This window comes from Mycobacterium shunyiense, assembly GCF_058270035.1.
Window position 1 is genome coordinate 40,774 of record NZ_JBZDPT010000020.1, and the last position, 25,688, is coordinate 66,461.

At 66.9% G+C, this 25,688-nt stretch carries 20 protein-coding genes, 1 tRNA gene and 1 pseudogene; 11 read left to right on the forward strand and 11 right to left on the reverse strand.

What is annotated here, in order from left to right:
• Positions 1-10 precede the first annotated feature (10 nt).
• Positions 11-3,340 carry a bifunctional lysylphosphatidylglycerol synthetase/lysine--tRNA ligase LysX gene (lysX, locus tag AC4ELS_RS14515; protein ID WP_064881020.1) on the forward strand — a complete coding sequence of 1,110 codons (3,330 nt, stop codon included), beginning with the start codon at positions 11-13 and terminating at the stop codon, positions 3,338-3,340.
• A gap of 47 nt (positions 3,341-3,387) precedes the next feature.
• Positions 3,388-4,749 (forward strand): alpha/beta hydrolase, encoded by a 1,362-nt coding sequence (locus AC4ELS_RS14520; protein WP_082941610.1) that lies wholly within the window; start codon positions 3,388-3,390, stop codon positions 4,747-4,749.
• Positions 4,750-4,752: 3 nt separating this feature from the next.
• Here AC4ELS_RS14520 and AC4ELS_RS14525 read toward each other — a convergent pair whose 3' ends face one another.
• Together AC4ELS_RS14525 and AC4ELS_RS14530 are read right to left on the reverse strand one after the other, a co-directional pair.
• The gene (locus AC4ELS_RS14525; protein WP_448448926.1) at positions 4,753-5,844 is read right to left on the reverse strand and encodes a hypothetical protein; all 1,092 of its coding nucleotides are present in this window, start codon (positions 5,842-5,844) and stop codon (positions 4,753-4,755) included.
• Positions 5,841-7,181, reverse strand: coding sequence for a hypothetical protein (locus tag AC4ELS_RS14530; protein WP_498887318.1), 1,341 nt, complete (start codon positions 7,179-7,181; stop codon positions 5,841-5,843). Before AC4ELS_RS14530 ends, AC4ELS_RS14525 begins: the two co-directional genes overlap by 4 nt.
• Before the next feature lie 63 nt (positions 7,182-7,244).
• Between AC4ELS_RS14530 and AC4ELS_RS14535 the strand changes: the two genes are divergently transcribed.
• Complete coding sequence (locus tag AC4ELS_RS14535) at positions 7,245-7,688, forward strand: hypothetical protein (RefSeq protein WP_064957938.1); 444 nt, start codon at positions 7,245-7,247, stop codon at positions 7,686-7,688.
• 1 nt (position 7,689) lies between these two features.
• Here AC4ELS_RS14535 and AC4ELS_RS14540 read toward each other — a convergent pair whose 3' ends face one another.
• The 3 genes from AC4ELS_RS14540 to AC4ELS_RS14550 form a co-directional block, all read right to left on the reverse strand.
• Complete coding sequence (locus AC4ELS_RS14540; protein ID WP_463805015.1) at positions 7,690-8,886, reverse strand: CHAT domain-containing protein; 1,197 nt, start codon at positions 8,884-8,886, stop codon at positions 7,690-7,692.
• Positions 8,883-10,631, reverse strand: a complete 1,749-nt coding sequence (locus AC4ELS_RS14545) for a hypothetical protein (protein WP_499047876.1) — start codon at positions 10,629-10,631, stop codon at positions 8,883-8,885. The genes AC4ELS_RS14540 and AC4ELS_RS14545 overlap by 4 nt, the downstream gene beginning before the upstream one ends.
• Positions 10,632-10,702: 71 nt before the next feature.
• Entirely contained in the window at positions 10,703-11,197 is a 495-nt protein-coding gene (locus tag AC4ELS_RS14550) for a lipoprotein LpqH (protein WP_499047887.1), read from the reverse strand.
• A 93-nt stretch (positions 11,198-11,290) separates the two neighbouring features.
• Between AC4ELS_RS14550 and AC4ELS_RS14555 the strand changes: the two genes are divergently transcribed.
• Genes AC4ELS_RS14555 through AC4ELS_RS14565 form a run of 3 tightly spaced genes read left to right on the forward strand, consistent with a single transcriptional unit; the run spans position 11,291 to position 13,389 of the window.
• Complete coding sequence (locus AC4ELS_RS14555) at positions 11,291-11,650, forward strand: hypothetical protein (protein WP_367301460.1); 360 nt, start codon at positions 11,291-11,293, stop codon at positions 11,648-11,650.
• Positions 11,651-11,653: 3 nt separating this feature from the next.
• Positions 11,654-12,817, forward strand: coding sequence for a winged helix DNA-binding domain-containing protein (locus AC4ELS_RS14560; RefSeq protein WP_448448918.1), 1,164 nt, complete (start codon positions 11,654-11,656; stop codon positions 12,815-12,817).
• The gene (locus tag AC4ELS_RS14565) at positions 12,814-13,389 is read left to right on the forward strand and encodes a hypothetical protein (protein ID WP_448448916.1); all 576 of its coding nucleotides are present in this window, start codon (positions 12,814-12,816) and stop codon (positions 13,387-13,389) included. The genes AC4ELS_RS14560 and AC4ELS_RS14565 overlap by 4 nt, the downstream gene beginning before the upstream one ends.
• A 26-nt stretch (positions 13,390-13,415) precedes the next feature.
• Here AC4ELS_RS14565 and AC4ELS_RS14570 read toward each other — a convergent pair whose 3' ends face one another.
• Entirely contained in the window at positions 13,416-15,062 is a 1,647-nt protein-coding gene (locus AC4ELS_RS14570) for an ATP-binding cassette domain-containing protein (protein WP_499047879.1), read from the reverse strand.
• 64 nt (positions 15,063-15,126) lie between these two features.
• Complete coding sequence (gene uvrA, locus AC4ELS_RS14575) at positions 15,127-18,021, reverse strand: excinuclease ABC subunit UvrA (RefSeq protein WP_499047881.1); 2,895 nt, start codon at positions 18,019-18,021, stop codon at positions 15,127-15,129.
• Between the two features lie 73 nt (positions 18,022-18,094).
• On the opposite strand from uvrA, the gene AC4ELS_RS14580 reads away from it, so the two are divergent.
• The gene (locus AC4ELS_RS14580) at positions 18,095-18,778 is read left to right on the forward strand and encodes an MBL fold metallo-hydrolase (protein WP_498887330.1); all 684 of its coding nucleotides are present in this window, start codon (positions 18,095-18,097) and stop codon (positions 18,776-18,778) included.
• Positions 18,779-18,791: 13 nt separating this feature from the next.
• Here AC4ELS_RS14580 and AC4ELS_RS14585 read toward each other — a convergent pair whose 3' ends face one another.
• Positions 18,792-19,235 (reverse strand): universal stress protein, encoded by a 444-nt coding sequence (locus tag AC4ELS_RS14585; RefSeq protein WP_055114775.1) that lies wholly within the window; start codon positions 19,233-19,235, stop codon positions 18,792-18,794.
• A 359-nt stretch (positions 19,236-19,594) separates the two neighbouring features.
• On the opposite strand from AC4ELS_RS14585, the gene AC4ELS_RS14590 reads away from it, so the two are divergent.
• A complete protein-coding gene (locus AC4ELS_RS14590) occupies positions 19,595-21,121 on the forward strand; it encodes a glycosyltransferase family 39 protein (protein WP_499047889.1) in 1,527 nt (508 codons plus the stop codon).
• A gap of 1 nt (position 21,122) precedes the next feature.
• Here the strand turns inward: AC4ELS_RS14590 and AC4ELS_RS14595 are convergent, their stop codons facing one another.
• Positions 21,123-21,968 (reverse strand): acyl-CoA thioesterase, encoded by an 846-nt coding sequence (locus AC4ELS_RS14595; protein ID WP_064880999.1) that lies wholly within the window; start codon positions 21,966-21,968, stop codon positions 21,123-21,125.
• Positions 21,969-22,192: 224 nt separating this feature from the next.
• On the opposite strand from AC4ELS_RS14595, the gene AC4ELS_RS14600 reads away from it, so the two are divergent.
• Entirely contained in the window at positions 22,193-22,645 is a 453-nt protein-coding gene (locus AC4ELS_RS14600) for a hypothetical protein (protein ID WP_207549052.1), read from the forward strand.
• A 310-nt stretch (positions 22,646-22,955) separates the two neighbouring features.
• Here the strand turns inward: AC4ELS_RS14600 and AC4ELS_RS14605 are convergent.
• Positions 22,956-23,026 (reverse strand) — tRNA-Cys (locus tag AC4ELS_RS14605).
• Between the two features lie 165 nt (positions 23,027-23,191).
• Between AC4ELS_RS14605 and AC4ELS_RS14610 the strand changes: the two are divergent.
• Both AC4ELS_RS14610 and AC4ELS_RS14615 read left to right on the forward strand, forming a co-directional pair.
• Positions 23,192-24,271, forward strand: a pseudogene (locus tag AC4ELS_RS14610) (RNA-guided endonuclease TnpB family protein); the annotation flags it as partial.
• Positions 24,250-24,603 (forward strand): zinc ribbon domain-containing protein, encoded by a 354-nt coding sequence (locus AC4ELS_RS14615; protein ID WP_499047883.1) that lies wholly within the window; start codon positions 24,250-24,252, stop codon positions 24,601-24,603. The pseudogene AC4ELS_RS14610 and the gene AC4ELS_RS14615, both read left to right, overlap by 22 nt.
• Before the next feature lie 114 nt (positions 24,604-24,717).
• Here AC4ELS_RS14615 and AC4ELS_RS14620 read toward each other — a convergent pair whose 3' ends face one another.
• Positions 24,718-25,482 carry a DUF899 domain-containing protein gene (locus AC4ELS_RS14620; protein WP_448448906.1) on the reverse strand — a complete coding sequence of 255 codons (765 nt, stop codon included), beginning with the start codon at positions 25,480-25,482 and terminating at the stop codon, positions 24,718-24,720.
• Positions 25,483-25,688: the final 206 nt, after the last annotated feature.

Consider the following 25,688-nt stretch of genomic DNA (forward strand, 5'->3'; position numbering starts at 1 on the left):
CTCCGGGCGTATGACCGTTATCAGCCGCGGCAGCCGCACCGGGGTCCAGCCCGCGTCGAGGTTCTCCTGGGTTCCCGCAGCAGCCGGCTGGATCGTCGGGGTGATCGCCACTCTCTCGCTGATCGCCAGTGTGTCTCCTGCGGTGCGTTGGTTGATCCAGGTGCCCCGAGAGTTCGTCAACGACTACATCTTCAACTTCCCCGACACCAGCTTCGCGTGGGCGTTCGTACTGGCGCTGCTGGCGGCCGCGCTGGCCGCCCGCAAGCGGATCGCCTGGTGGATTCTCGTTCTCTACATGGTGGGCGCGATCGGCTGGAACCTCGGCGATCTCGCCACCGGCGGCGACCCCGTCGCCGACGACGTGGGCGAGGTCATCGGCGTGGTGTTCCACGTGGTGGCCATCGTCGCGCTGGTGTTGGCGCGTAATCAGTTCTGGGCCAAGGTGCGCCGCGGCGCCCTGCTCAAATCCGCCGTGGTCCTGGTCGCGGGCATGGCGATCGGCATCTTGGCCGCCTGGGCACTACTGGAGCTGTTCCCCGGCACCCTGCCCCCGGAATGGCGATTGCTGTACGCGGTCAACCGGGTGAGCGGTTTCGCGACCGTCCCGACCGAGGTTTTCGAGGGCTATTCGCACACGTTCCTCAACGCGATCTTCGGGTTGTTCGGCGCGATGGCGTTGATGGCCGCCGCGATCGTGCTGTTCCAGTCACAACGCGCCTCCAATGCGTTGACGGGTGAGGACGAATCGGCGATCCGCGGCCTGTTGGAGGTCTACGGCAAGAACGATTCGCTGGGATACTTCGCCACTCGCCGCGACAAGTCGGTGGTGTTCGCGCCCAACGGCCGGGCCGCCATCGCCTACCGCGTCGAGGTGGGCGTGTGCCTGGCCGGCGGCGATCCGGTCGGTGATCCCAAATCGTGGCCACAGGCGATCGCGGCCTGGCTGCAGTTGTGCCAGACCTACGGCTGGGCCCCGGGCGTGATGGGCGCCAGTTCGGCGGCGGCCGAGGCGTTTCGGGCAGCCGGCCTGAACGCGCTGCAGCTCGGCGATGAAGCCATTCTGCATCCGGACAACTTCCGGCTGTCCGGGCCCGACATGCGTGCGGTGCGCCAGGCCGTCACCCGGGCCCGGCGCGCCGGCACCACGGTGCGCATGCGGCGCCACCGTGAGCTGGACCGGGCCGAGATGGACGAGGTGATCCGCCGCGCCGACGCGTGGCGAGACACCGAGACCGAACGCGGCTTCTCGATGGCGCTGGGCCGGCTCGGCGACCCGGCCGACGGTGACTGCCTGCTCGTCGAGGCGGTCCAGCAGCGCGACGGCAACCCCGAGCCGGAGGTGGTCGCGCTGCTGTCATTGGTGCCGTGGGGCACCAACGGCGTCTCGCTCGACGTGATGCGCCGCTCCCCGCAATCCCCCAACGGCACCATCGAGCTGATGGTCAGCGAACTGTGCATGCAGTCCGAAAGCATTGGGGTCAGCCGGATCTCACTGAACTTCGCAATGTTCCGGTCGGCGTTCCAGCAGGGCGCACAGCTGGGCGCCGGTCCGGTGGCCCGGCTGTGGCGGGCCCTGCTGGTGTTCTTCTCCCGGTGGTGGCAACTGGAGACGCTGTACCGCTCCAACATGAAGTACCAGCCCGAGTGGGTGCCCCGGTACGCCTGCTACGAGGACGCACGGCTGATCCCCCGGGTCGGGGTGGCCTCGGTGATCGCCGAGGGATTCCTGGTGTTGCCGTTCTCCCGACGCAACAAGCAGCACACCGGCGAGCACGTCGCGGCCCCGGCGGATCTGGTGGGTTCGGGCCGGTTGCATCACGACGGCAGCGCACCTGACATGTCCGGGCTGCCGATCGACCCGGCCGACGGCGACGAGCAGCAGCGGCTTCCCGAGCAGGTGCGGGTCAGGATGGCGAAGTTGCGGCAGTTGCAGGCCGCCGGCGTGGACGCCTATCCGGTGGGCCAGGCCCCCAGCCACACCATTGCCGCCGCACTGGAATCGGTCGACGGGAACACGCTCACCGTCGCCGGCCGGATCCTGCGGATCCGGGATTACGGCGGTGTGCTGTTCGCCCAGTTGCGCGACTGGTCCGGCGAAGTCCAGTTGCTGCTCGACAACGCCCGCCTGACCGAGGCCACGACCGCAGACTTCACCGCAACCATCGATCTCGGCGATCTGATCGAGGTGAGCGGTTCGATGGGCCACAGCCGCAACGGCACCCCCTCACTGCTCGTCGATAGCTGGCGTTTGACCGGCAAATGTCTCCGCCCGCTGCCGGACAAGTGGAAGGGCCTGACCGACCAAGAGGCTCGCGTACGGGCGCGCTACGTGGATCTGGCCGTCAACACCGAGGCGCGGGACTTGATCCGTGCCCGCAGCGGCGCTCTGCATGCCATCCGGGAAACGTTGTACGCCAAGGGTTTCCTCGAAGTCGAAACCCCGATCCTGCAACAGATCCACGGCGGAGCGAACGCCCGGCCGTTCCTGACCCACATCAACGCCTACGACCTGGACCTGTATCTGCGGATCGCACCCGAGCTCTACCTCAAGCGGCTGTGCGTCGGCGGCGTCGAGCGGGTCTTCGAACTGGGCCGCGCATTCCGCAACGAAGGCGTGGATTTCAGCCACAACCCGGAGTTCACCCTGCTGGAGGCCTACCAGGCGCATGCCGACTACAACGTGTGGATCGACGGCTGCCGTGAGCTGATCCAAAATGCCGCTCAGGCCGCCAACGGGGCCCAGGTCTTCCAGCGGCCGCGCGCCGACGGAGTCCTCGAGCCGGTCGACATCTCGGGTCGGTGGGCGGTAAAGACCGTGCACGACGCGGTGTCGGAAGCCCTCGGCGAGCACGTCACCGTCGAGACCGACCTGGCCACCCTGCGCAGGCTCTGCGATGCGGCGCACATCCCCTATCTGACCCACTGGGACGCCGGCGCGGTGGTGTTGGAGATGTACGAGCACCTCGTCGAGGACCGCACGGAAGAGCCGACGTTCTACAAGGACTTCCCCACCTCGGTGTCGCCGTTGACCCGGCCGCACCGCAGCATCCCCGGGGTTGCCGAACGCTGGGATCTGGTGGCCTGGGGCGTCGAACTGGGTACCGCCTACAGTGAGCTCACCGACCCCGTCGAACAGCGCCGCCGACTGCAGGAGCAATCGTTGCTGGCCGCGGGCGGTGACCCCGAGGCGATGGAGCTCGACGAGGACTTCCTGCAGGCCATGGAGTACGCGATGCCGCCGACCGGTGGTCTCGGTATGGGCGTGGACCGCGTGGTCATGTTGATAACTGGACGTAGCATCCGCGAAACGCTGCCGTTTCCCCTGGCCAAACCTCGTTAGCAGGCTCCTCACAGCCGATCCCAAGATTGGGCGGCGACGATATTGCTGTGACCTTCACTCACCACCTGTCCTTGATGCACGGCTGGGTTCCGACCAGCATCCAAGTCATCACCGCCGTGGTGTTGATCGCCGCAATCGGCTGGCGTACCCGTCGCTGGGCACTCATCTGGCTGCCGTTCGCCGCCGCGGTCGGCGGCGTCCTGGTCGCGGGCACCAACTGGTACATCGAGTCCGAGGGGTTGGCGGGGAATCCGGCGCCGCGGTCGCTGTGGGTGTGGATCGCGCTGACCGGCGTGGCGGTCGTGGTTCTGGCTGCCGGCTGGCGCGGCAGCCAGTGGTGGCGGCGCGGTTCCGCCGTCATGGCAATCCCGCTGACGCTGCTGTGCACCGCGCTGGCGCTGAACCTGTGGGTCGGCTACTTCCCGTGGGTGCAGACCGCGTGGAACCAGCTGACCGCCGGCCCACTACCCGACCAGACCGATCAGGTCACGGTGACCGCCATGCAACGCCAGGGCACCATCCCCGCCAAGGGCAGCGTGGTCCCCGTCGAAATCCCCAACACGGCCTCGGGTTTCCGGCATCGCGGCGAGTACGTGTACCTGCCGCCGGCGTGGTTCGCCGCCAATCCCGCGCCGAAGTTGCCTACCGTGATGATGATCGGCGGTGAGTTCAACACCCCGGCCGACTGGATGCGGGCGGGCAATGTGATCAAGTCGATGGACGATTTCGCCGCCGCCCACCACGGTTACGCGCCCGTGCTCGCGTTCGTCGACCCGGGCGGCACCTTCAACAACGACACCGAATGCGTCAACGGCAAGCGCGGAAACTCCGCCGACCATCTCACCAAAGACGTTGTCCCATATATGAACAGCCATTACGGCGTCAATCCGGCGGCCGCCGGATGGGGCATCGTCGGTTGGTCGATGGGCGGCACCTGCGCCGTGGACCTGGCGGTCATGCACCCCGAGCTGTTCAGCGCGTTCGTCGACATCGCCGGTGACCTGGGCCCGAACTCGGGAACCAAGGCGCAGACCATCGACCGGTTGTTCGGCGGCAGCACCGCCGCATGGGACGCATTCGACCCGAGCACCGTGATCAACCGGCACGGGCCGTACGACCAGATGGCCGGCTGGTTCGACGTCAACGACACGTCCACGCCGGGCAAGCCCGCAGCCCGCGCCAACGACCAGGCCAAGGCCGCCAACGCCCTGTGTGCGCTCGGGTCGAAACACGGCATCGAGTGCGCGGTGGTGACGCATCAAGGCACCCATGACTGGCCGTTCGCCAGCCACGCGTTCACCGCTGCCCTCCCCTGGCTGGCCGGCGCGATCGGCACCCCGCAGGCGCCCGCAGTCGGACTGCCGCAGTCGTCACCCTCGGCGGCGTTCATCCAGACGGCCGCCAAATAGCGGTCAGTAGTCGGATTCGGCCGCGCGGAGCTCGGCGAGGAAGGCATCTGTACCGGGAACGGCCAGCCGGGCCCGCGCGACTGCCCGCACCCGGTCGCGGTCGAAGACCGACTCGCCGGCGCCGGCGGCCCCGACCCGCACCGAGGTGTGGGGCCAGTCCAGGTTCCAGGCCTGGGTTTCGCTGAGCGGCTGTCCCTCCGGATCGTGCAACTCCAGTACCGCACGACCCGTGGCATCGAGGAAACCGGAAGCGGCGCAACCGTTACCGCGTATCTCCACCTCGATACCCAGCGGCGAATCCAGCCCCGAAAGAGCCACCTGCACCTCTGCGGCAACGCCCGCGCCGGCCGCCGTCACCGACCATTCGACGGTGCCCTCGGCGGCGTCGAACACACCGGGCGGCACCGCCGACCACGCGACGGTGCCGGTGCCGCGGGCGATCAGTCCTGCCGCAATCGCACCCTCGCCGGCGCCCGCCGCCAGGGCGTAGTCGTCGCGCCGGGGTGCGGCACCGACGGGGTCCGGCCAGTCGAGCCCGATCTCACCGGCCAGCTCCCGGCATTCCTCGACCAGCGCCGCAATCCTCGGATCACCCTGGCCGGCAAAGGAACTCAACACGCCGAGATGTGGCGCCAGCAGGCCGGCAACGTCGGAGTCGAGGGTGTCGTCGGTGAAGAAATCCTCGGCACGCACCGTCAGCAGTGCCAGTTCCGCGTCGAGCACCGGTCGTTCCAGTGCCGCGATGCCGTCCCGGTCACTCGCCGGCCACCACCGCCGCAACCAGTGTCCGATTGCCAAGCGCCGCAAGGGGTCCGTCGTACCGGGCAGCATCTCGACCCCGGCCAGGTCGACCGGCTCTCCGGTCTCCCGGTGGCGCAGTGCGTCCAGGAGCGCGACGTGGCCTGACTCCCCGACCACCCGCCACAGCCAGTCCGCGCGCTCGGGGTCGGTGAAGGTGATGGAAGGCGGTTCGCCGACACCCTCATCCACAACCCAGGACAGAACGGCGCCGCTGACCTCGAGAACCGCGACCACAGGCACGGCGCCGGTGCGCCGACCGGTACTCCACAGCCCGCCGACAGCAGCCAATCTCACTCTGCCACCTGCACTTCCAGCATCGCCTTGATTCGCTGGCGGTGGTCGAGGCTGACCGATCTGGCCACACCTTCCAGCAGGGACCGCAGGTCGTCGACATCCGCGCAGGACTCCTGCCAGACATCTCGGCCGTGCAACCGCGCCCACAGCCGGCTCAGATAGGGACGGCAGAAGGCGGCAAGATCATCGATGACCTGCCGCTGACGCGGGTGCACCGCGGCACCGTCCGCCAGATAGCGGCGGGCGTGCAGCACGTAGGCCTCCTTGGCCAGCCGGGCCTGGATGCGTGCCGACAGCTGGTAGCGGCCCGCGGCCGACGCGTCGAGCGGATGTAGGTCGGTAGCCACCTCGATGCCCGCGAGCAACCCGGCCTGTTTGTCCTCGGCCAGCAGCCCCCACGGGGCGCAGGCCCGGTCCACCTCCTCGGCGCACAGCAACGGGATGTCGGGTAGTTCGTCGCGGTCGAGTGCCCGGCGCAATGTCGCGCGCACCCGGTCCACCACCGTGCGGTCCAGTGGACGGTCCCCCTCGGCAGGACCATCGATCGTCGGGTGCTGTTGCGGCAGCGTTGAACTCAGCCCGATATCAACGATCGACCACGGCAGCCCGGCGTCCGCGTGGCGAGTCCCGGCACCAAGGTTGTACGGCGTGGCGTCGGCCACCAGCGCCGACCACACCCGCCGGCGGGCCGCCTCGGCACGGTGGCTGTCGGCCGGGCCGAGCACGGTCACCAGACCGGCGAAGAACGGACCGGTGATCGCGTCGGATGCCACGACGTCTTGCCAGCTGCGGTCGAGTTGGCGACGCAACCGGTCGATGACGTGCGGATCGGCCACGTGCTGATTGAGGGCCTCGGTGGCGGTGCGGTCACGGCCCTGGTGGAGATCGGCCAGCACCTCTGCGGCCACGACCGCGCGATCCGAGGACGGGACACCTCGGGTCACCGCAAGTTCGAAACACACCGGGAAATAGAGCTCCTGGGCGTTGCCGGTGGTGATGCGCAGGCGTCGGCGCTGCTGTTTGAGCTCGGTGAACCAGGCTGCGGCGGCCCGCAGCTGCGGGCCGTTGCGGATCATCTGCGCGTGCAGTTCGGCCGCCACCTCGGGAGCCAGCACCGGCGCCGAGTAGTGGGTGTTGCTGCGCAGCCTGAGCACCAGCGGGTCGATGATCCGTTTGACCGTGCGGCGTAGCGGCCCGCCGTCGTCGCCGCTGAACACCTCGACCCCGGGGCCCAGAGCGCGCCAGGCGCGATCGATCACCGCACGGCGTGGTTGGGCAGCATCCACACCCGAAACGGGGCCGGTCTGCGCCCCAGACGTTTCGGACCCGATGCTCACCGGCACCAGGATAGAGGCCGAAGTTGGGTTCGGTAGCGCCCGCTCGGCCGGACCCTTGGGGACATGACCGACACCGTGCTGCTCGCCGTCCTGTGCCTGTTCTGCGCCGGCGCCGCGCTGAGCGCCACCCGCCGGGTGCGGGGTGTCCGCCGCAACGACGAGGCCGACGAGCGTCTGGTCACCCTCGGCGAGCTGGTGGCCGAGTTCGACCACATGCTGATCCGCAAGGGACTCATCACCCGGGTGCAGCTCGAGTTGATCCGTACCGGCACCCGGTCACGCGGGATCATCACCGGAATGCGGGCCACCGGGACCATCCGCGAGGACTACCGCGAGGTCGAACTCGACCTGATGGTCAGCCGGCGCGACGGCGGCCAGTTCCCGGTGCATCAACGCGCGCTGATCCCCGCGTCGGCGCTGGCGAAGGTGTCACCGGGCAACGTGATCGATGCGTACTACCGGCCGGGCGATGAGAACACGGTGGCCGTCTGCGTCACCCCGTCCTGACTCAGCGGGCGCCGTCGACGGTGAAGGTGGCCAGTGCGGCCCAGTGCAAGGGGCTGGCGGTCCGGTCACCGTCACGCCACCGGCGCATCATCGCCCGCTGCCAGCGGTTCACCGCCAGACCCGCGTCGTTCTCGCGATGAGCCAGATCCACGCCGACGATGGTGTCGGTCATCGGATCGGCCTCGGCGCCGGCCGAACCGAACTGACGGAACCCGGCCGTGGTCGGCAGCGACCACAAGGTCGCCGTCACCAGTTGCGCACCACCCAGGATCATCGCGGCCACCAATCCGGCGGCCTCGTCGAACCGGTAGTCACCGCCGGATGCGCACGCCAGCAACGCCACTCGGGGTGGAATCGGCAGTTGTGTCGCAATCATCTCCCCCGCGGTCAGCGGCCGGGCCTCGGCCAGGTGCAGGGCTGCACGATCGGCGTGCCCGGCGGCACCGTCTGCAGCACTGGCATGCCCGACGTAGAGCAGCCGGCTCGGGTCCTGCGCACAGGCGTCGGCCAACCAGCCCCGGTCGGTGTCCGTGCGCCGGAACAGCTCGACGGCCGCGTCGACCTTCGGCAGGACCGTGTCGCGCACCAGTTCATCGAAATGCTGCGACAGTGGCGTCTGCGGCGATGGACGGCCCAGCACCGAGCCCAGCGCCGAATCCGGTCGCTGCCCGGGAATCCGGGGATCCAGTACCAGCACCGGCGGGTGGTCCTGGCGTTCGGGCCAGCCGGCGGGGCTACGCGGCGCATGAACGATGTTGGGCGGTACCGCCATCAGCACGTCCACCAACTCCATCAGCCGGAAGCCGTGGGGGCCCGGCATCGCCAGCTGGCCCCAGGGCACCCGACCCAACCGCGGACTCGGCGTCACGAACAGCACCGGACGGACGTCGGCGACGCGGTCGGCCAGCAGCTGCCAGGCGTCGATGCCGATCAGATTCGAGCCGAGCACGCGAGCCAGTTCGAATTCGGACTCCGGGGTCGCGAACGCGCCGGTGACCACGGCCCGTTCCACTGCCTCGGTGGGCGTTTCGGTACCGATCGGATCCGGCAGCGCCGGGTTGAACAACGCCTCCACCGCCTCCATGTGCGGTTCCTCGATCACCCAGGTCACCGAACGTTGCGGCTCTCCCACCACGCGCAGGCTGACATAGGTCGCGATGCCGACGTCGGCGAAACGCATCACCAGTGTGTCGGTCATGGCCAGGTCGTCCAATCCGCGCCAGGTGCGGTGACGTCCCGCCCATACCGCTGCAGCGCCAGCTCCCGGTAGTGGCTCAGGATCGGGCCAGAACTCGGGTCGATCCGCAATGGCGGCAACGGTCCGAGCCGCGTCAACGAGCCTTCGGCGTCGACCGGTGCAGCCGCGGCCGCGACGGCGAGTTGCGGGGCGAGTTCGGCCTCGACCGGAACGACGGCCGTGGCCGTCTCCGCCCATTCGGCGGACTGCTCTGCATCGACCGCTTTGTCGGCGGTGAAAGTTCCTCGTGCACTGTGGTATTCGATCAGCTCACAAGTGAGCTCGGTATTGTCCGATTCCCAGGCCACCGCGAATGCCCCCGCCAGCAAGGGCGCCGAGACACTGCCGGCCCACCGGGCCCTGGCCCCGGCGTCGGTGATCGTGTAACGCACCGAATCAACCGCGAGGGCGGCAGGCACCTTCAGGTCGGCGGCCCGGCCCAGCTTGACCATCCCCCGGCGGTACTTGCGGCTGCCCGGGCGGCAGTTGAACGTGCCGGTCCCCGCGGCGTGCCGAGTCTCCACCTGTTCCCAGCTCTGCCCCGGTTTACCCAAACCGTCGAAGCCCATCTCCGCCAGCGCGTCGGCCCGCCAGATGTTGCCCAGGTGCGCATCCAGCCGCGCGTACTGCAACCAGCTGCGCCGCGGCGATGCGTCGAGCAGCGCCCTGGCCTCCTCCACCATCGCGATCGCCTCGTCGAAGGCGCCGCGGAACAAGGCGATCCAACTGCGCTGCAGCAGAATTCGGTGAATATGTAAGGGCCGCTCGATCTCGCGCCAATGCCGCTCGGCATGGTCCCAACATTCGTCGGCCTCCCGCAACCTGCCCAGGCCCACCCGGATCAGACCGAAGTACAACCAGCTCCGGGACACATCATGGGCGCGGGCATGCTCGGCGATCACCGGGTAGGCCTCAGTCACCAGGTCTTGGGTCTCGGCGTACCGACCGGCTGTCCAGGCGGCAGCCCCCCGCTCGAGCTGGGCGCGGGCGGTGGCGAGTCTCCAGCCCCGGGCCTGCGCACGGGCTCCGGCCCGGCGCAACCATGGCTCGGCCTCGTCCAGACGACCGGACTCGATGCAGAACCGACCGTAGCCGAGCGCTCCGGTGACGAACAGATGATCAGCCTCGGCATCCTCACCTCGAGGCGCTTCGCCGTCCTCCAGGACCTCGAGCACCTCGGCCCACACCGGGACCGATGCGGCATACAGATCGTCGTCGCACAGGCTGCTCGCGATCAGAATTCTGGTGTGGCAGATCAGGTTACGATGTTCGCGCCGTAAATCCTCGAAGTCTCCGGCGGTTTCGATCAGGGTCTCCAGATGCGCGGCGGCACCGTCATGATCGCCGCGGGCCGCAGCCAGCCCGGCCTCGAGGAACTCCAGCCGGCGGGCGTAGCGGCAGGTCATGTGATCGATCTCGGCATCGGACATGGTGGTCTGTGCGGCAAGATCGGGCCGCTGCCCCGAGCGGACCGAGGCGTAGATCGCCAGGGTGTCGCGGATCCGGGAAATGCTCTCCACCACACCGTCATACGCGGTTCGTACCAGGAAGATCTCGCCGAGCTGGGCGAACACCTCGAAGGCATAGTCGTCGCGGTCGGCCTGCTCGATCCGAGGTAGCAACGACAGCAGGAGGTCGTGGGCAGCACCCTCGTCGGCGGCCAGCGCCAGGTGACGTGCGCGGTCTAGATCGCCGACGATGGTCACCTCTGCACCATATAAAAGGTGCGGGCGTGCCCGGCAGGTGGTCCGCCGGGCACGCCCGCCATGTCGGGAGATCAGCTGCAGGACACCGTGATGGTGAACGGCTTGCTGATCATCCCGGCCATCGGGTTCTTCATGTCGGCGCCCGACGCCTCACCGGTGATGGTGTAGGTGTCCCCGTCGACCTTCACATCCGCCGACCCCACCTTCACGCCCATCGCCTCACTGACCGCCAGTGCGCTTCCGTCGAAGACCAGGCCGAGCGACTCGACCTTCGGGGTGGCCTCGTCGGTCATCACCACACCCAGGCCCTGCTGGCCGCCGATCGCGGCGCTGGCCACGTTGATCTTGCCGCCCTGCTTCACACAGCTGACAGAGTTCAGGTCGAGGCCCGCCAGGTCCGACCCGTCGACCTTGACCTGGGTGTTGCCCCCGGTGCTGACCTTGGCCTCACCGGCCGGCTGATCCGCCGATGCGGCGGGCTTGTCGGCGGGCTTGTCGTCCGAGCAGCCCACCAGCACCGCACCGGTCGCGAGCAGTCCCATGGCGCCTGCGATAACTCGATTCATGCTCATTCCGTCTTCCCCTTCGTCTCACGTTGCCCCGATGGCTCCGTCCTGCGCTCAAGTGAAGGCGGGCCCAAGTGCTACCGATCCCAAGAAATGTCGGTTGCCGCAGGTAACGTGGATTTCGTGACGAAGGACCCAGAGCACCGGGATCAGCCCGAAGAAACCGAGGAGGCCGCTGCGGTGGAGGGTGAGATCGTTCCTGCTGCTACGGCCACGGGTCCGGCTGCACCCGTCGAGGTGCCCGACACCGGCTACACCGCCGCCGGGGTGCCGACGTTCGACGCGGTCCGGGAGAAGATCGAGACCCGGTACGGCACCGCGATCGGGTCGGCGGAGCTGGCGGCCGAGACTCCGGAGGGCCGCTCCATCGAGGAGCAGTACGAGAAGCGCCAGCAGGCGGCGGCCGAGCGCTTGCAGCAGATCCGTGAGTCCATGCACAAGGACGACACCTGATCCGTGCGCACGTTCACTATTGCCGAGCGGCGGGCGCGGCTGGCCCGGCGCCATTTCCTGAGCCAACCGGCGTCCTCCGTCGACGACGCCGCACGCGCTTTCGTCGGCCTCCACGCGACTGATCCCTCGACCCCTTACCTGTCCCTGTTTGCACGGCTGCCCGGCTTCACCGTCGACGACCTCGACAGCGAGCTGTACCGGCAGCGCACGCTGCTCAAACACCTCGCGATGCGCCGCACGCTGTGGATCGTGCGCACCGAGGACCTGCCGCTGGTGCAGGCCGGAGCCAGTGACCGAGTCGCGGGCAATGAACAGCGCAAGCTCGTCGGCGACGTGGAGAAAGCCGGGGTGGCCGCCGACGGCACCCGGTGGCTGCACACCGCGTGCCAGGCAGTCCTGGCCCATCTGGGTGAGCACGGGCCGACCCCCGCATCCCAACTTCGCATCGCACTACCCGAACTCGCCGGCAGTTTCGACCCGGCACCGGGCAAGCGCTGGGGCGGTGAGACTCCGCTGTCCCCAAGGGTTCTGACGGTGCTCGGGGTGCGCGGCGAGATCGTCCGCGGCCCCAACGACAGCGGCTGGACCAACTCGCGGCCGCGGTGGGCGGTCACCTCCGACTGGCTCGGGACAACGGTGCCGACAGCCGACCCCGACCATGCCCGCGCCGAGCTGGTGCGCACCTGGTTGCGCACGTTCGGCCCCGCCACGGTCACCGACATCAAGTGGTGGTTCGGCAACACCCTGACCTGGGCCCGCCACGCCCTGCGCGATATCGGCGCGGTCGAGGTCGATCTGGAGGGCACCGCGGGCTACGTGCTGCCCGACGACCTCGATGTCGAACCCGAGGCTGAGCCCTGGGCCGCTCTGCTCCCGGGCCTGGACGTCACCACGATGGGGTGGTTCGACCGCGACTGGTACCTCGGCGATCATCGTCCAGAGGTGTTCGACACCAACGGCAACGGCGGGCCCACGGCCTGGTGGAACGGCCGGATCGTGGGCGGCTGGGGCCAGGACTCCGACGGCCGCGTCCAACTGCACCTGCTGGAGACGATCGGCCGCGACGGCACCCGCGCGCTGCAACAACGCGCCGATGCGCTCACGGACTGGCTGGCCGGGGCACGTGCCAATCCCCGGTTCCCCTCCCCGTTGTCCAAGCGCTCATGACGCGGTTCGCCGGTTGGGTGCTGCCGATCGTCGTCGGCTTCGTGTTGATCGGCGTGATGGTCGGGGCCTCCGCCCCGGGAGACCCGGGCATTCTCTTCTACATCTCGGCACTGCTGCTTTTCGCGCTGGCGTTCGCCTGGCTGGTGGCCGTGGTCCGTCTACTGAGCGGCTCCGGCAGACGACCGCGGCAGTGGATTGCCGTGGTGGCGCCGCCCATCCTGACTCTGGTGGCCTTTCTACTGATCCACGCCGGCGTGCCGATTCAGATTCGTTGGTATACAGCACAACCGGCGTTCGAGCGGGCGCTGCAGGCGTTCAACGAAAATGCCACCTTCGGTGAACACCCCGGACATATCGCCGGCTACCCCATCGAGTACATCTCGGGCCGGGCCGACAACTTCGTCGACTTCACCTACCGTGACGACCAGAACGGGTGGAATGGCTTCGCCTACAGCGCCGACGGCAACCCGCCTCAGACCGAACACAAGTCATCGGGCGACTACGTCATCGGGTGGGCGAAACGGCTCGGCCCGCACTGGTTCGCGTTCCAGAGCTATCACACGATGCACTGACCGATTCAGTCGCCGCTCACGAAAAGCTAACGCCGCGTTCGCACGACCCGCGACTCGTCCCACACCGGGTCGGTCGATTCATAGACGGAGCCATCGGACCCGAACACCAGGAAGCGGTCGAACGACCGCGCGAACCAACGGTCATGGGTGACCGCGACCACCGTACCCGCATAGGCGGCAAGTCCGTCCTGTAGCGCTTCAGCGCTGGCAAGATCGAGGTTGTCTGTGGGTTCGTCGAGCAGCAGTAGTGTCGCGCCGCCCAGTTCGAGTAGCAGAATCTGCAACCGGGCCTGCTGGCCTCCTGAAAGTGTTTCGAAAGGCTGTTCCGCGCAGACTTGCAGCTCATAGCGAGCCAACGCGCTCATCGCTTCGGTGCGCAGCCTGGCGTGCTCGACCATCACGATCTCGCATGGTGTTCGGCCGGCGAGATCCGGGCGTGCATGGGTTTGAGCGAACAGTCCCGGCGATACCCTGGCACCAAGTCGCGCAAGACCACTGTGTGCCACAGGCTCGGCGGCGACTGCCCCACAAGGCAACTCGTCGGCCACCGCGGTCAACAGTCGCAGGAAGTGCGACTTGCCAGAACCGTTGGAACCCAGCACCGCAACGCGCTCACCGTAGAAAATCTCCAGGTCAAACGGCTGCATCAGACCAGCGAGTTCGAGGTCATTGCAGATCACCGTGCGTCTGCCGGTGCGGCCGCCTCGCAATCGCATCTTGATGTCCTGGTCACGCGGCGGCACCTCGGGAGGACCGGCCTCTTCGAACTTGTGCAGCCTGGTCAACGCGGCCTGATACCGCGACGCCATACCGTCGTTGTACGCGGCCTTCTGACGCAGCTCGACGACGAGCGTCTTCAGCTTGGCGTGCTCCTCATCCCATCGTCGTCGGAGTTCTTCGAGACGTTCGTTACGGTCCCGGCGGGCCTGCGCATAACTGGCGAACCCGCCGCCGTGGATCCAGACATGCCGCGATTCGACCGTGACGATCCGTTCCGCGGTGCGGCTGAGCAGCTCCCGGTCGTGGGTGACCATGAGGATCGTCTTGGTGGTCTCCCCCAGTCGCTGCTCCAGCCACTGCTTGCCCGGCACGTCGAGATAGTTGTCCGGCTCGTCCAGCAGTAATACCTCGTCGGGTCCACGGAGCAGCGCCTCGAGCACCAGTCGTTTCTGTTCGCCACCCGACAGCGTGTTCACCAGACGCCAGCGACAGGAGTCGTAGGGCATTCCCAACGCGGCGATGCAGCAGGCGTCCCAAAGGATTTCGGCGTCGTATCCGCCGGCGTCGCCCCAGCCGGCGAGCGCGTTGGCGTAGCGCATCTGGCTGGATTCGTCGTCACGCTCCATCAGGACGAGCTCGGCCGCATCCACGTCGACCGCGGCGGCACGCAGGCGAGGCGGCGCCACCGACAACAGCAGTTCGTGGACCGACGTGGAGTCCCGGATACCCCCGATGAATTGGCGCATCACCCCCAGGCCACCGCTGTGGGCGACCGTGCCCTGCTGGGGTACCAGATCGTTGGAGATCAGCCGCAGCAGTGTGGTTTTGCCTGCGCCGTTGGGACCGACAAGTGCCGCCGCCGTGCCGTCGGCGATCCGGAACGAGACATCATCGAGCAGCTGCCGTCCATCCGGCAGCGTATGGCTGATGTGTGCGACCTCGACGTGGCCCATGAGTGCCAGTCTCCAAAACCGCAGAGCCCCGGGGCAACCGAATTATCGGCCGCACCCAGGTCGGTCAGGCGCTGACCTTGCGGCGCTTGGGTTTCGGTGCGGGCGCGTCGACCAGCTCGGCGAGGAACTGACCGGTGTAGCTGTCGGGGTTGGCCGCCACGTCCTCGGGCGTGCCCTGCGCGACGACGGTGCCGCCCCCGGCCCCGCCCTCGGGCCCCATGTCGACGATCCAGTCCGAAGTCTTGATCACGTCGAGGTTGTGCTCGATGACGATCACCGTGTTGCCTTTGTCGACAAGGCCGTTGATCACCTTGAGCAGCTTGCGAATGTCCTCGAAGTGCAGGCCGGTGGTGGGCTCGTCGAGGATGTAGACGGTGCGCCCGGTGGACCGCTTCTGCAATTCGGCCGCGAGCTTGACGCGTTGCGCCTCGCCGCCGGACAACGTCGGCGCGGGCTGCCCCAACCGCACGTAACCCAGACCCACGTCGACGAGCGTCTTGAGGTAACGGTGGATCGAGCTGATCGGCTCGAAGAACTCGGCCGCCTCCTCGATCGACATGTCCAGCACCTCGGCGATGGTCTTGCCCTTGTAGTGCACCTCAAGGGTTTCCCGGTTGTAGCGGGCGCCCTGGCACACCTCGCACGGCACATAGACGTCGGGCAGGAAGTTCATCTCGATCTTGATGGTGCCGTCACCCGAGCAGGCCTCACACCGGCCGCCCTTGACGTTGAACGAGAACCGGCCCGGCTGATAGCCGCGGACCTTGGCCTCGGTGGTGGCGGCGAACAGGGACCGGATCTTGTCGAACACCCCGGTGTAGGTGGCCGGGTTGGACCGCGGCGTGCGGCCGATCGGCGACTGGTCGACGCGCACCAGCTTGTCGAGCTGGTCGAGTCCGTTGACGCGGGTATGCCGGCCGGGCACCTGCCGCGCACCGTTGAGCTTGTTGGCCATCACCGAGGCCAGGATGTCGTTGACCAGCGTCGACTTGCCAGAACCCGACACCCCGGTGACCGAGGTGAGCACGCCGAGCGGGAACGCGACGTCGATCTCTTTGAGGTTGTTCTCCCGCGCCCCGACGACCGTGACCTGACGACGCTTGTCGGTGGGCCGCCGGATGGCCGGAAGCTCGATGCTCTCCTTACCGGAAAGGTAAGCGCCCGTGATGGATTCGGGATTGGTCAGCAGATCCTGGTAGGTGCCGCTGTGCACGATCCGGCCACCGTGCTCGCCGGCTGCCGGGCCGATGTCGACCACCCAGTCGGCATGCGCGATGGTGTCCAGGTCGTGTTCGACGACGATCAGCGTGTTACCCAGGTCCCGCAATCGGACCAGGGTGTCGATCAGCCTGCGGTTGTCGCGCTGGTGCAGGCCGATGGAGGGCTCGTCGAGGACGTACAGCACGCCGACCAGACCGGAGCCGATCTGGGTGGCCAACCGGATACGTTGTGCCTCACCGCCGGACAGCGTCGCGGCGGCCCGCGACAGCGACAAGTAGTCCAGCCCGACGTCGAGCAGGAACCCGAGCCGCGACTGGATCTCCTTGAGCACCTGCCCGGCGATGGCCTGCTCGCGGGTGCCCAGCGTCAGATCGTTCAGGAAATCAGCACAGTCTGCGATGGACAGCTCGGCCACTTCGGCGATGGATTTCGCGCCATGGTCCCCGGCGGTCATGGTCACCGCGAGGATCTCGGGCTTGAGCCGCGTGCCGTTGCACTCCGGGCACGGGATGTCGCGCATGAAGCCCTCGTAGCGTTCCTTCATCTGCTCCGAGTCGGTCTGCTCCATGCGGCGTTGCAGGAACGCCATCACGCCTTCGAAATCGGCGTAGTACGACCGGGTGCGGCCATAGCGGTTCTTGTACCGAACGTGGACCTGGTGATCCGACCCCTCCAGAATCGCCTTGCGCGCCTTGGCCGGAAGCTTCTTCCACGGGGTGTCGATGTCGAACCCGAGCTGATCCCCCAGACCGGACAACATGCGGGTGAAGTACTCGGCGCTCTGCCCCACTGCCCACGGCGCGATCGCACCGCCGGCCAGGGTCAGCTCCGGGTCGGGCACGACCAGCTCGGGGTCGACCTCCTTGCGGATACCCAGGCCTGTGCACTCCGGGCAGGCGCCGTACGGCGAGTTGAACGAGAACGACCGGGGTTCGAGATCATCGACGGCCAGCGGGTGGCCGTTGGGGCAGGCCAACTTCTCGGAGAAACGCTGCTCCCGGTGCGGATGGTCGTCCTCGCGGTCCACGAACTCCAGCACCACGATGCCGTCGGCCAGATTCAGCGCCGTCTCCACCGAATCGGTGAGGCGCTGCTTGGAGCTGGCCTTCACCGTGAGCCGGTCGACGACCACCTCGATGTCGTGCTTTTCCTGCTTCTTCAGCTTGGGCGGATCGGTCAGCGGATGCACCACGCCGTCCACCCGCACGCGGCTGTGGCCCTGGGTGTTGAGCTTCTCGAACAGGTCGACGAACTCGCCCTTACGGGTGCGGACCACCGGGGCCAGCACCTGGAAACGCAGGCCTTCATCCATGGCCAGGACCTGGTCCACGATCTGCTGCGGGGTCTGCCGGGCGATGCGCTCACCACACACCGGGCAGTGCGGGGTGCCCGCGCGGGCGTACAACAGACGCAGGTAGTCGTAGACCTCGGTGATGGTGCCCACCGTCGACCGGGGGTTGCGGTTGGTCGATTTCTGATCGATGGACACCGCAGGCGAGAGGCCCTCGATGAAATCGACATCGGGCTTGTCCATCTGACCGAGGAACTGCCGGGCGTAGGCCGACAGCGACTCGACATAGCGCCGCTGCCCCTCGGCGAAGATGGTGTCGAAGGCCAGCGAGGACTTGCCCGACCCGGACAGGCCGGTGAACACGATCAGCGCATCACGGGGTAGATCGAGGTCGACACCTCGCAGATTGTGCTCGCGCGCACCCTTCACGATCAGGCGGTCAGCCACGCGTTTCCTTTCCCACGACAGACTTCACGCCCATGCTATGTGCGCCCACCGACAAGCCGGATACGGTGGCGCTATGACCTGCCCCCACATCGCGGTTGATGACACCTATACCGGCCACCAGGAGCCGCAGACCGCGGCCAGGCGCACCCTGCCGAACGCCTCGATCATCAAGGTGTCGGTGGGCCCAATGGATAACAACGCCTACCTGGTGACCTGCAATTCCACCGGAGAAACGCTGCTCATCGACGCCGCCAACGACGCCGAGGTGCTGCTGGACGTGATCAAGCAGCAGACGCCGAAGCTGTCGCTGATCGTCACCAGCCACCAGCACTTCGACCACTGGCAGGCGCTGGAGGCTGTGGCAGAGGTCACCGGGGCGCCGACGGCCGCACACTCCCTGGACGCCGAACCACTGCCGGTGACGCCCGACCGGATCCTGGCCGACGGCGACACGATCACGATCGGCGACCTGACGTTCGACGTGATCCATCTCCAGGGCCACACCGAGGGGTCGGTTGCCCTGGCATTGAAGTCACCGGACGGCGTGACCCACCTGTTCACCGGCGACTGCCTGTTCCCCGGCGGAGTCGGCAAGACCTGGCAGCCCGGTGACTTCGAGCGGTTACTGGGCGATGTGAGCACCAAGGTGTTCGACGTCTACGACGACCGCACAGTGGTGTACCCCGGGCACGGAGACGACACCACGCTCGGCGCCGAACGTCCCCATCTCGGGGAGTGGCGCGAGCGCGGTTGGTGAGTCGGGCAGCGGCTCAGCTGGTGTGGACGATGAGCACGTCGGTCTTGGACCGGCGTGCCACGTTCGCGGGCACCGAGCCCAGCAGACGGCCGGCAATCGTGCTCAGGCCGACGTTGCCGACCACCAGCAGATCCGCCTGAACGTCCTCGGCCAGCTCGACGAGCGCATCGACCGGAGCGCCGACAACCGGCCGCTCCTCGATTTCGGTGGCGCCGGCAGCCTTCGCGCGGTCCGTCGCCTCGCGGAGGATGGCGTAGATGGGCGCGTTGCCGGCCATCTTGTAGCCCTCTTCCTTGAGCACATCGGCGGCACGCTGGTCTTCGCTCTGGGGGAAGTACGCGGTTGCCACGATCAGTTTGGCATTCGAGCCTGCGGCAATCTGACCGGCGCGGTCGACTGCACGCAACGACGAATCAGATCCGTCCGTGCCGACCACCACGGTTCGATACGCGCTCATCAATACCCTCCCACTGTCAGTTGCAACGCCACCCGAGACAGTAACCCGTCACCGCTGACCAGGGGCGCAAATCACGACACCCGCACGGACAGCCGACAACTGGACCCACTATTGGCATCCCGGTCCGGCGAACCGGCCCTGATATTAACTCGCAGAGGCGCAAATTCGGTGCCGACCGTGACGTAGTCGACGTCGGCCGAATCCGGGTTGTCGCCAGGACGATTCACCGCGGGAGTGATCCAGCTCATCTGTCGGGACCGCCCGGCAATAGCCCTGTCGGATAAAGCGAGTCGGCTCCCCTCAGGTTATTGTTTGCCATCACTTGAGGGGGTGACACCGTCGCTGACGTGGATCTATCGCTGAACGAGCGCGCCGACGGCGCGGACCGCCGCATCGGCCGAGAAGCCCGATTCGACGCCCTGGCGGTGGCGGCATTTGCCATCGTGCTGTGCGCGGCGGGAGCCGCACGTCCGTCGCTGTGGTTCGACGAGGCGGCCACCATCTCGGCTGCTACCCGATCGGTGCCGCAGCTGTGGGATCTGCTCGGCCATATCGACGCGGTGCACGGGCTGTATTACCTCGGCATGCACGGCTGGTTCAGCATCTTCCCCGCGACGGAGTTCTGGTCCAGGTTCTCCAGCTGCCTGGCCATCGGCGGCGCCGCGGGCGGGGTCGTGGTTCTCGGGCGGCAGTTCGGCACTCGCACGCTATCGGTCTGTGCGGGAATTCTTTTCGCGATGCTGCCCAGGATCACGTGGGCAGGTATCGAAGCCCGCTCCTACTCGTGGTCGACGCTGGCCGCGGTGTGGCTGACCGTTCTACTCGTCTGCGCCATCCGGCGCGACCGCAGTGCACTGTGGCTGTCATACGGTGCACTGCTGGCGGTTTCGGCCGTACTGAACATCTTCGTGGTGCTGATGGTGATCCCGCACGCGGCGGCCATCGCAGTCCTCTGTAGCCGTCGCGGTACCCGCATCAGGTGGGCCTCGGTGACAGCGGGTGCGATTCTCGTCCTGGTCCCCTTCGTCCTGTGGTGTCGCTCGCAGAGCTTCCAGGTCGGGTGGATCTCACATTTGGGTCTGCATTCAGTTACCGAAGTCCTGGTCAGACAATATTTCGATCACAGTGTGGCCTTCGCGGTACTTGCAGCCGCTGTGTTGGGCGCACCGCTGGTGGTCAGAAGGCTGCGGCCCACCGATGACGGCACCCGGCGGCTGGTGCTCGTGGCCGCGGTATGGGTTGTCGCCCCGACCGTGGTTTTGCTGGTGTATTCGGCTGTTGCCCAACCGCTTTACTACCCTCGCTATCTCAGTTTCACCACGCCGGCGATGGCACTGCTGCTCGCCGTGTGCGTGGTGGCGGTGGCTCGCAGCAGGGAGTGGATCACTGCCGTACTGGCGGTGTTCGCCGTCGCGGCAACACCCAACTACCTGATGGTGCAGCGCGGCCCGTACGCCAAGGAGGGCATGGACTTCAGCCAGGTCGCCGACGTCATCTCGGCGCACTCCTCCCCCGGCGACTGCATCATCTTCGACAACACCACCTCATGGAAGCCGGGCCCGATCCGCCCGCTCACCGCCGCCCGGCCGGCCGCGTACGCCGACCTTGTCGATCCCGGTCGCGGTACCCCGGCCTGGAAACGAAATCGGCTGTGGGATGCGCATCTCGGGATCTGGGGGGTGGCTGACGAGGTGCGCAACTGCACCGTCTTGTGGACGGTGTCCGAACGCGACCCGTCGGTACCGAGCCGACAGAGTGGAACAGGGCTCAAGCCCGGACCCCGACTCGACCGTGCCCCGGCCTATCAAGTGCCGGAAAGCATGGGTTTCCACATCGTCGAACGCTGGCAGTTCAACTTCGCCCAAGTGGTCAAGTCCACCCGCTGAGTCAGTCGCGACGGCGGCCGAAGTACATCTCCTGCGTCGTCGTGCACACGAGTTGCCCCGCGTGGTTGTACAGGGTCGCGCTGGCCAGACCCCGCCCGTTGATGCCGCTCGGTGAAAGCTGGTCGGACAACACCCAATCCGTCAGATCAGCAGGACGGTGAAACCAGATCGCCATGTCGATCAACGCCGAGAACGTGGTCACATGGGTGGCACGCCGCATGGTCACCGTGGTGTCGAGCAGTGCGGTACCCGCGAAGTAGGTCAGCAGCGCACTGTTGATGATCGGATCGCCGGTCACGGGTTCGGCGGGACGCCACCACATCCGGGTGCGCTCCGGCGGCTCCGCCATCTCGATCGCCAGCCGTGGCGGCGGGTCGATGTAGCGTCGCTCGATCCACTGCGGGCGCACCCAGAACCCGTCGGCCTCATCGGCGAACGCCTGCAACTGCTCCTCGACCCGGGGAAGAGTCTCGGGACCGGGCACCTCGGGCGCGCGACGATGGTAGTCCGCCGCGTCCATCGGGACGCTGAACGAGATCATCGCCTCCAGCAATATCTCTCCACCCTGGCGGGCGGTGACCTGACGCGTGGACAGCGAGCCTCCGTCGCGCAGGTTGCTCACCTCCATGTACACCGGGTACCGGGCGTCACCGGCCCGCAGCAGGTACACGTGCAGGCTGTGCGGCAGTCGGCCAGGCACGGTGCGACCGGCCGCGATCAGCGCCTGGGCAGTGAGGTGACCGCCCACGATGTGATGGGTGGGGTTGTCCCGCTGTTCGGCGACGAACGTGCCGTCCTCTGACTCGACCAGCTCGAGGGTGGACAGGATGTCGGCGAGAGGCAACATGGGCACGGCAGCATTATTCGATGCGGTGCGCCGCCGTTTGCGACGGGGTCCTGTCCCCTGGTATTCGACACCTTCACCGAAAATCCCCTACGGGATGCCTGTTGACGGCCACGGACAAGGTGCGCCGCATGGCTTAGGACCTGCTCGACGCGGAACAGCCCAGCAACACCCAACCGGATCGCCAGGAGTAGCCTCGCCTCACCGCACGAACCACGGGGGCAACCATGAGTCAGGCTGACGACAACTATCCGCCCGCTGTGCCAGCGCCCGCGCCGCTGCAGCCACCACCGATGCTGCAGCCCCAGCTGAGCCCGCCGCCCAGTTACATCGGCGCCACCGGCCCAAGCCTTTACCCGTACCCGGCCCAGCCTCCGGTCCAGGTCAACCTGTACGCGCCGGCCCTTCCGACGAAGAGCCCCGGGCTGGCCGCCGTGCTGGCCGGGCTGTTCGGCTGCCTGGGCATGCTCTACGCAACCGTTCCCGGCGCCTTCATCATGTTCGGCATCAACGCACTGCTGCTGATCATCGGATTCTTCACCCTCGGCATCGCCTGGTTCCTCTGGCTGTTCACCTGGATCGGGGGGATGGTGTGGGCCTACATGGCCGCAGACCAGCACAACAAAAAGCTGATGCCCACCGCCTACCCGGCGCAGTACCCGCCGACCGCCCCGTACTGACCGGATGCGATCCCCTACGCCCTTCTGTCGCTCCTGAGTCGCTACGTCGAGAACGCAAATGCGCGTACCGAACTCGGGACCGCTGCCTCTCACACGGGCTCAACGATCAGACGTCATGCCCTGACCCGCTCTGCGCGCCCAGCTCTCGCGTCTCTCCTGTGTCAGCACTTCGTGGGCAACGTGATCCAGCACCGGCGTCAGTGCCCCGGTCATGCTGCCGCCCCGAATCGCGGGAGCAGTGCGGGAGCAACCGCTCCCAGCACCTGCCCCAGCAACCCTGCATGCGTCAGTTGAACTGCGCCTTCCATCGAGCGAGTGACGGGATTCGAACCCGTGTAAACGGCTTTGCAGGCCGGTGCCTGACCACTCAGCCACACCCGCGTCAGGACATACAGTGCCACTGCTGTCAGTGCGGACCCAGTGTTTGGATCCAGGTGATTACATCCCGTGCCCTCACCGCGATTTCACGCGACATGTCACTGCCTCACGGGTCTGGCACCTCTTTGCAGTCCAGGTTGTCGGTGCTCCGTGGAAAACTCTCCTCCAATGTCTCGGCACACTACGTTCCGATACTGCTTGGATCCCACTACCGAGCAGCAGGAGGCCATGGCCCGACATTGCGGAGCCTCCCGGTTCGCGTTCAACCAGTGCTTGCGGATGGTGAAAACCAACCTCAGGCAACGCAAAACCGATCCCGCTGTCAAAGTGCCATGGAGTGGGTTTGACCTGATCAACCGGTTCAATGCGTGGAAGAAATCCGAGGATGCCGGCCGGGTGTTCACCGTCGATGCCGAGGGCGTCACAAAGATCGCGGTTACGGGGTTGGCGTGGCGGGACCGTGTGTATCAGCAAGTATTCGAGGAGGCCGCGGTCGATCTGGCCGGGGGTCTGGCGGCCTGGTCGGATTCGCGGTCAGGTAAGCGTAGGGGCAAGCGGGTCGGGTTTCCCCAGTTCAAGAAGAAAACCGCCAACAGCCCGTCGTTTCGATTGCGCAACAAACACGGCAAAGGTCATCCGCCAGGAATCCGGGTGGGCGACAACGGCCGTCCTCGTTCGGTCACGCTGCCCGGTCTCGGGCAAGTCCGTGTGCACGATGACACCCGGCGGCTTCGGCGCATGTTAGCCAACGGCCGAGCCAAGGTCTGCTTCGCTACAGTCAGCCACCACGGTGGACGTTGGTGGATAGCACTGAATGTACAGGCCGCAGAACTGCATCCCGAACGCCAACATTCCACACGCAACGATTCTGACGCAGCTGGCTGGGTCGGCGTAGATCGCGGGTTGTCGACGTTTCTAGTCGCAGCCACCGGTGACGGGACTGAGGTGGCGCGCATCGTTGCACCCAAAGTCCTAGCTGCGGAAATGAAACGGCAACGACGGCTCGCGAAATCGTTGTCACGCAAGAAGAAAGGATCACGCAACCGGAAGGATGCTGCAGCCCGATTGGCACAGCATCATCGACATGTGGCTAACACCAGGCGCCATTTTCTGCATCAAGTTGCCAATGAGATGGTCAAGACCCACGACCAGCTCGTCATCGAGGACCTGAACGTGGCAGGGATGTTGCGCAATCGTCGGCTGGCCCGAGCCATATCCGACGCTGGATGGGCCGAGTTCGCCCGCCTCCTCAAGTACAAACAGGCTGGCGAGGCGGCCACGTCGTCGAAGCCAGCCGTTGGTACCCGTCGACGCGGCAATGTTCGCAATGCGGGGAGGTCCACCACACGCTGACGCTGGCCGATCGGATGTTCACATGTGGTTGTGGACATGCCGTCGACCGCGACACCAATGCGGCTACAAACCTGGCCCGCTGGGGTTTGACCCATTACGGCCTTCACCGACCCCCGGACCCCCAAGCAGGAGGCCGGGCCAACAATGCCCGCCAACGGGATGGCGCTGACCAGAACCCCTCGTGTCCTGGTGGAACCAACCCGGATGCGGCGGGAACCGGCGTATGAACCGCAACCCGCGGCGAGCACCGACGACGCCCGAGAAGGGCGGTGTCCCAACTCAACACATCTGTGGGACACGCTTCAGCCACTCAGTCACACATCAATCGCAATGATCACTAACTAGCCGGAGTCCCCCACCGGCCTGCCGACCGCTGGTCCGCCTTGCGGCCACCCGGCCGGCGAGTCCTCCCACGCTTCCTGTCGTCCGTACGGGGTGAGGTCGAGGAACGGGTATCCGACCGCGCTGTGGTCGAGGCCTCGGGCGAAGGCCGAGTAGGTGTGGAACATCTCGTCGCCGCGGCGTAGGAAGACGCTGGCCCCCGGCCAGTCACCGCGCAGGTCGTCGTCACTGAAACCGTCGGCGTGCAACTCGTCGGCGGACTTGTAGTTGTATTCGATTGGAGCACGGGCCGGGTCGAGCGTCACGTGGTAGTCGTAGGTGAAGTCGCCGTCCCGCGACGAGTACCACGGGAACGTCCAGCCGTGGCTGTCGCGGTAGGCCGCGATGCTGGCGTACGGCGCGCGGGACACACAGGCGAAGGTGACGTCCTTGCCGTGCAACAGCTCTCGATCTTCTTCGGTGAAGGTCAGATCGGCTGCGGCCGTGCAACTGGGGCAACCGGCGTCGATCGCGTCGATCCACATGAAGTGGTGGATGTAGAGCTGGCTGCGCCCCTCGAACATGTCGAGGAGCGTCACTTCACCGTCGGGCCCCTCGAACGTGTAGTCCTTCTCCACCTTGACCATCGGCAGCCGGCGCCGTTCGGCGTTGACGGCGTCGCGCAGGTGGGTCGACTCGCGTTCGCGGGCCAGCAGTTTCTTCCGCGCCTCGAGCCACTCGTCGCGAGTGACGACATCTGGATAGGCATTCAGTGTCAGCGGCATCGAATCACTCCTCGTATCGGTCCTATAGGAGTGAGACCGGCGCCGGCGTCGAAACTCATCGCGCACGAGCGTGCACAGATTGCTGGTGTTATCCGGCGCGTTGGGCAGCAGACACGCACTCAGTGTGAATGTGGTGATGCCGCTGTTGCGGTGGTTGGGTTCTTTTCACCTGGTGTTTGGCTCAGACACGCACTGCCACCTCTGTG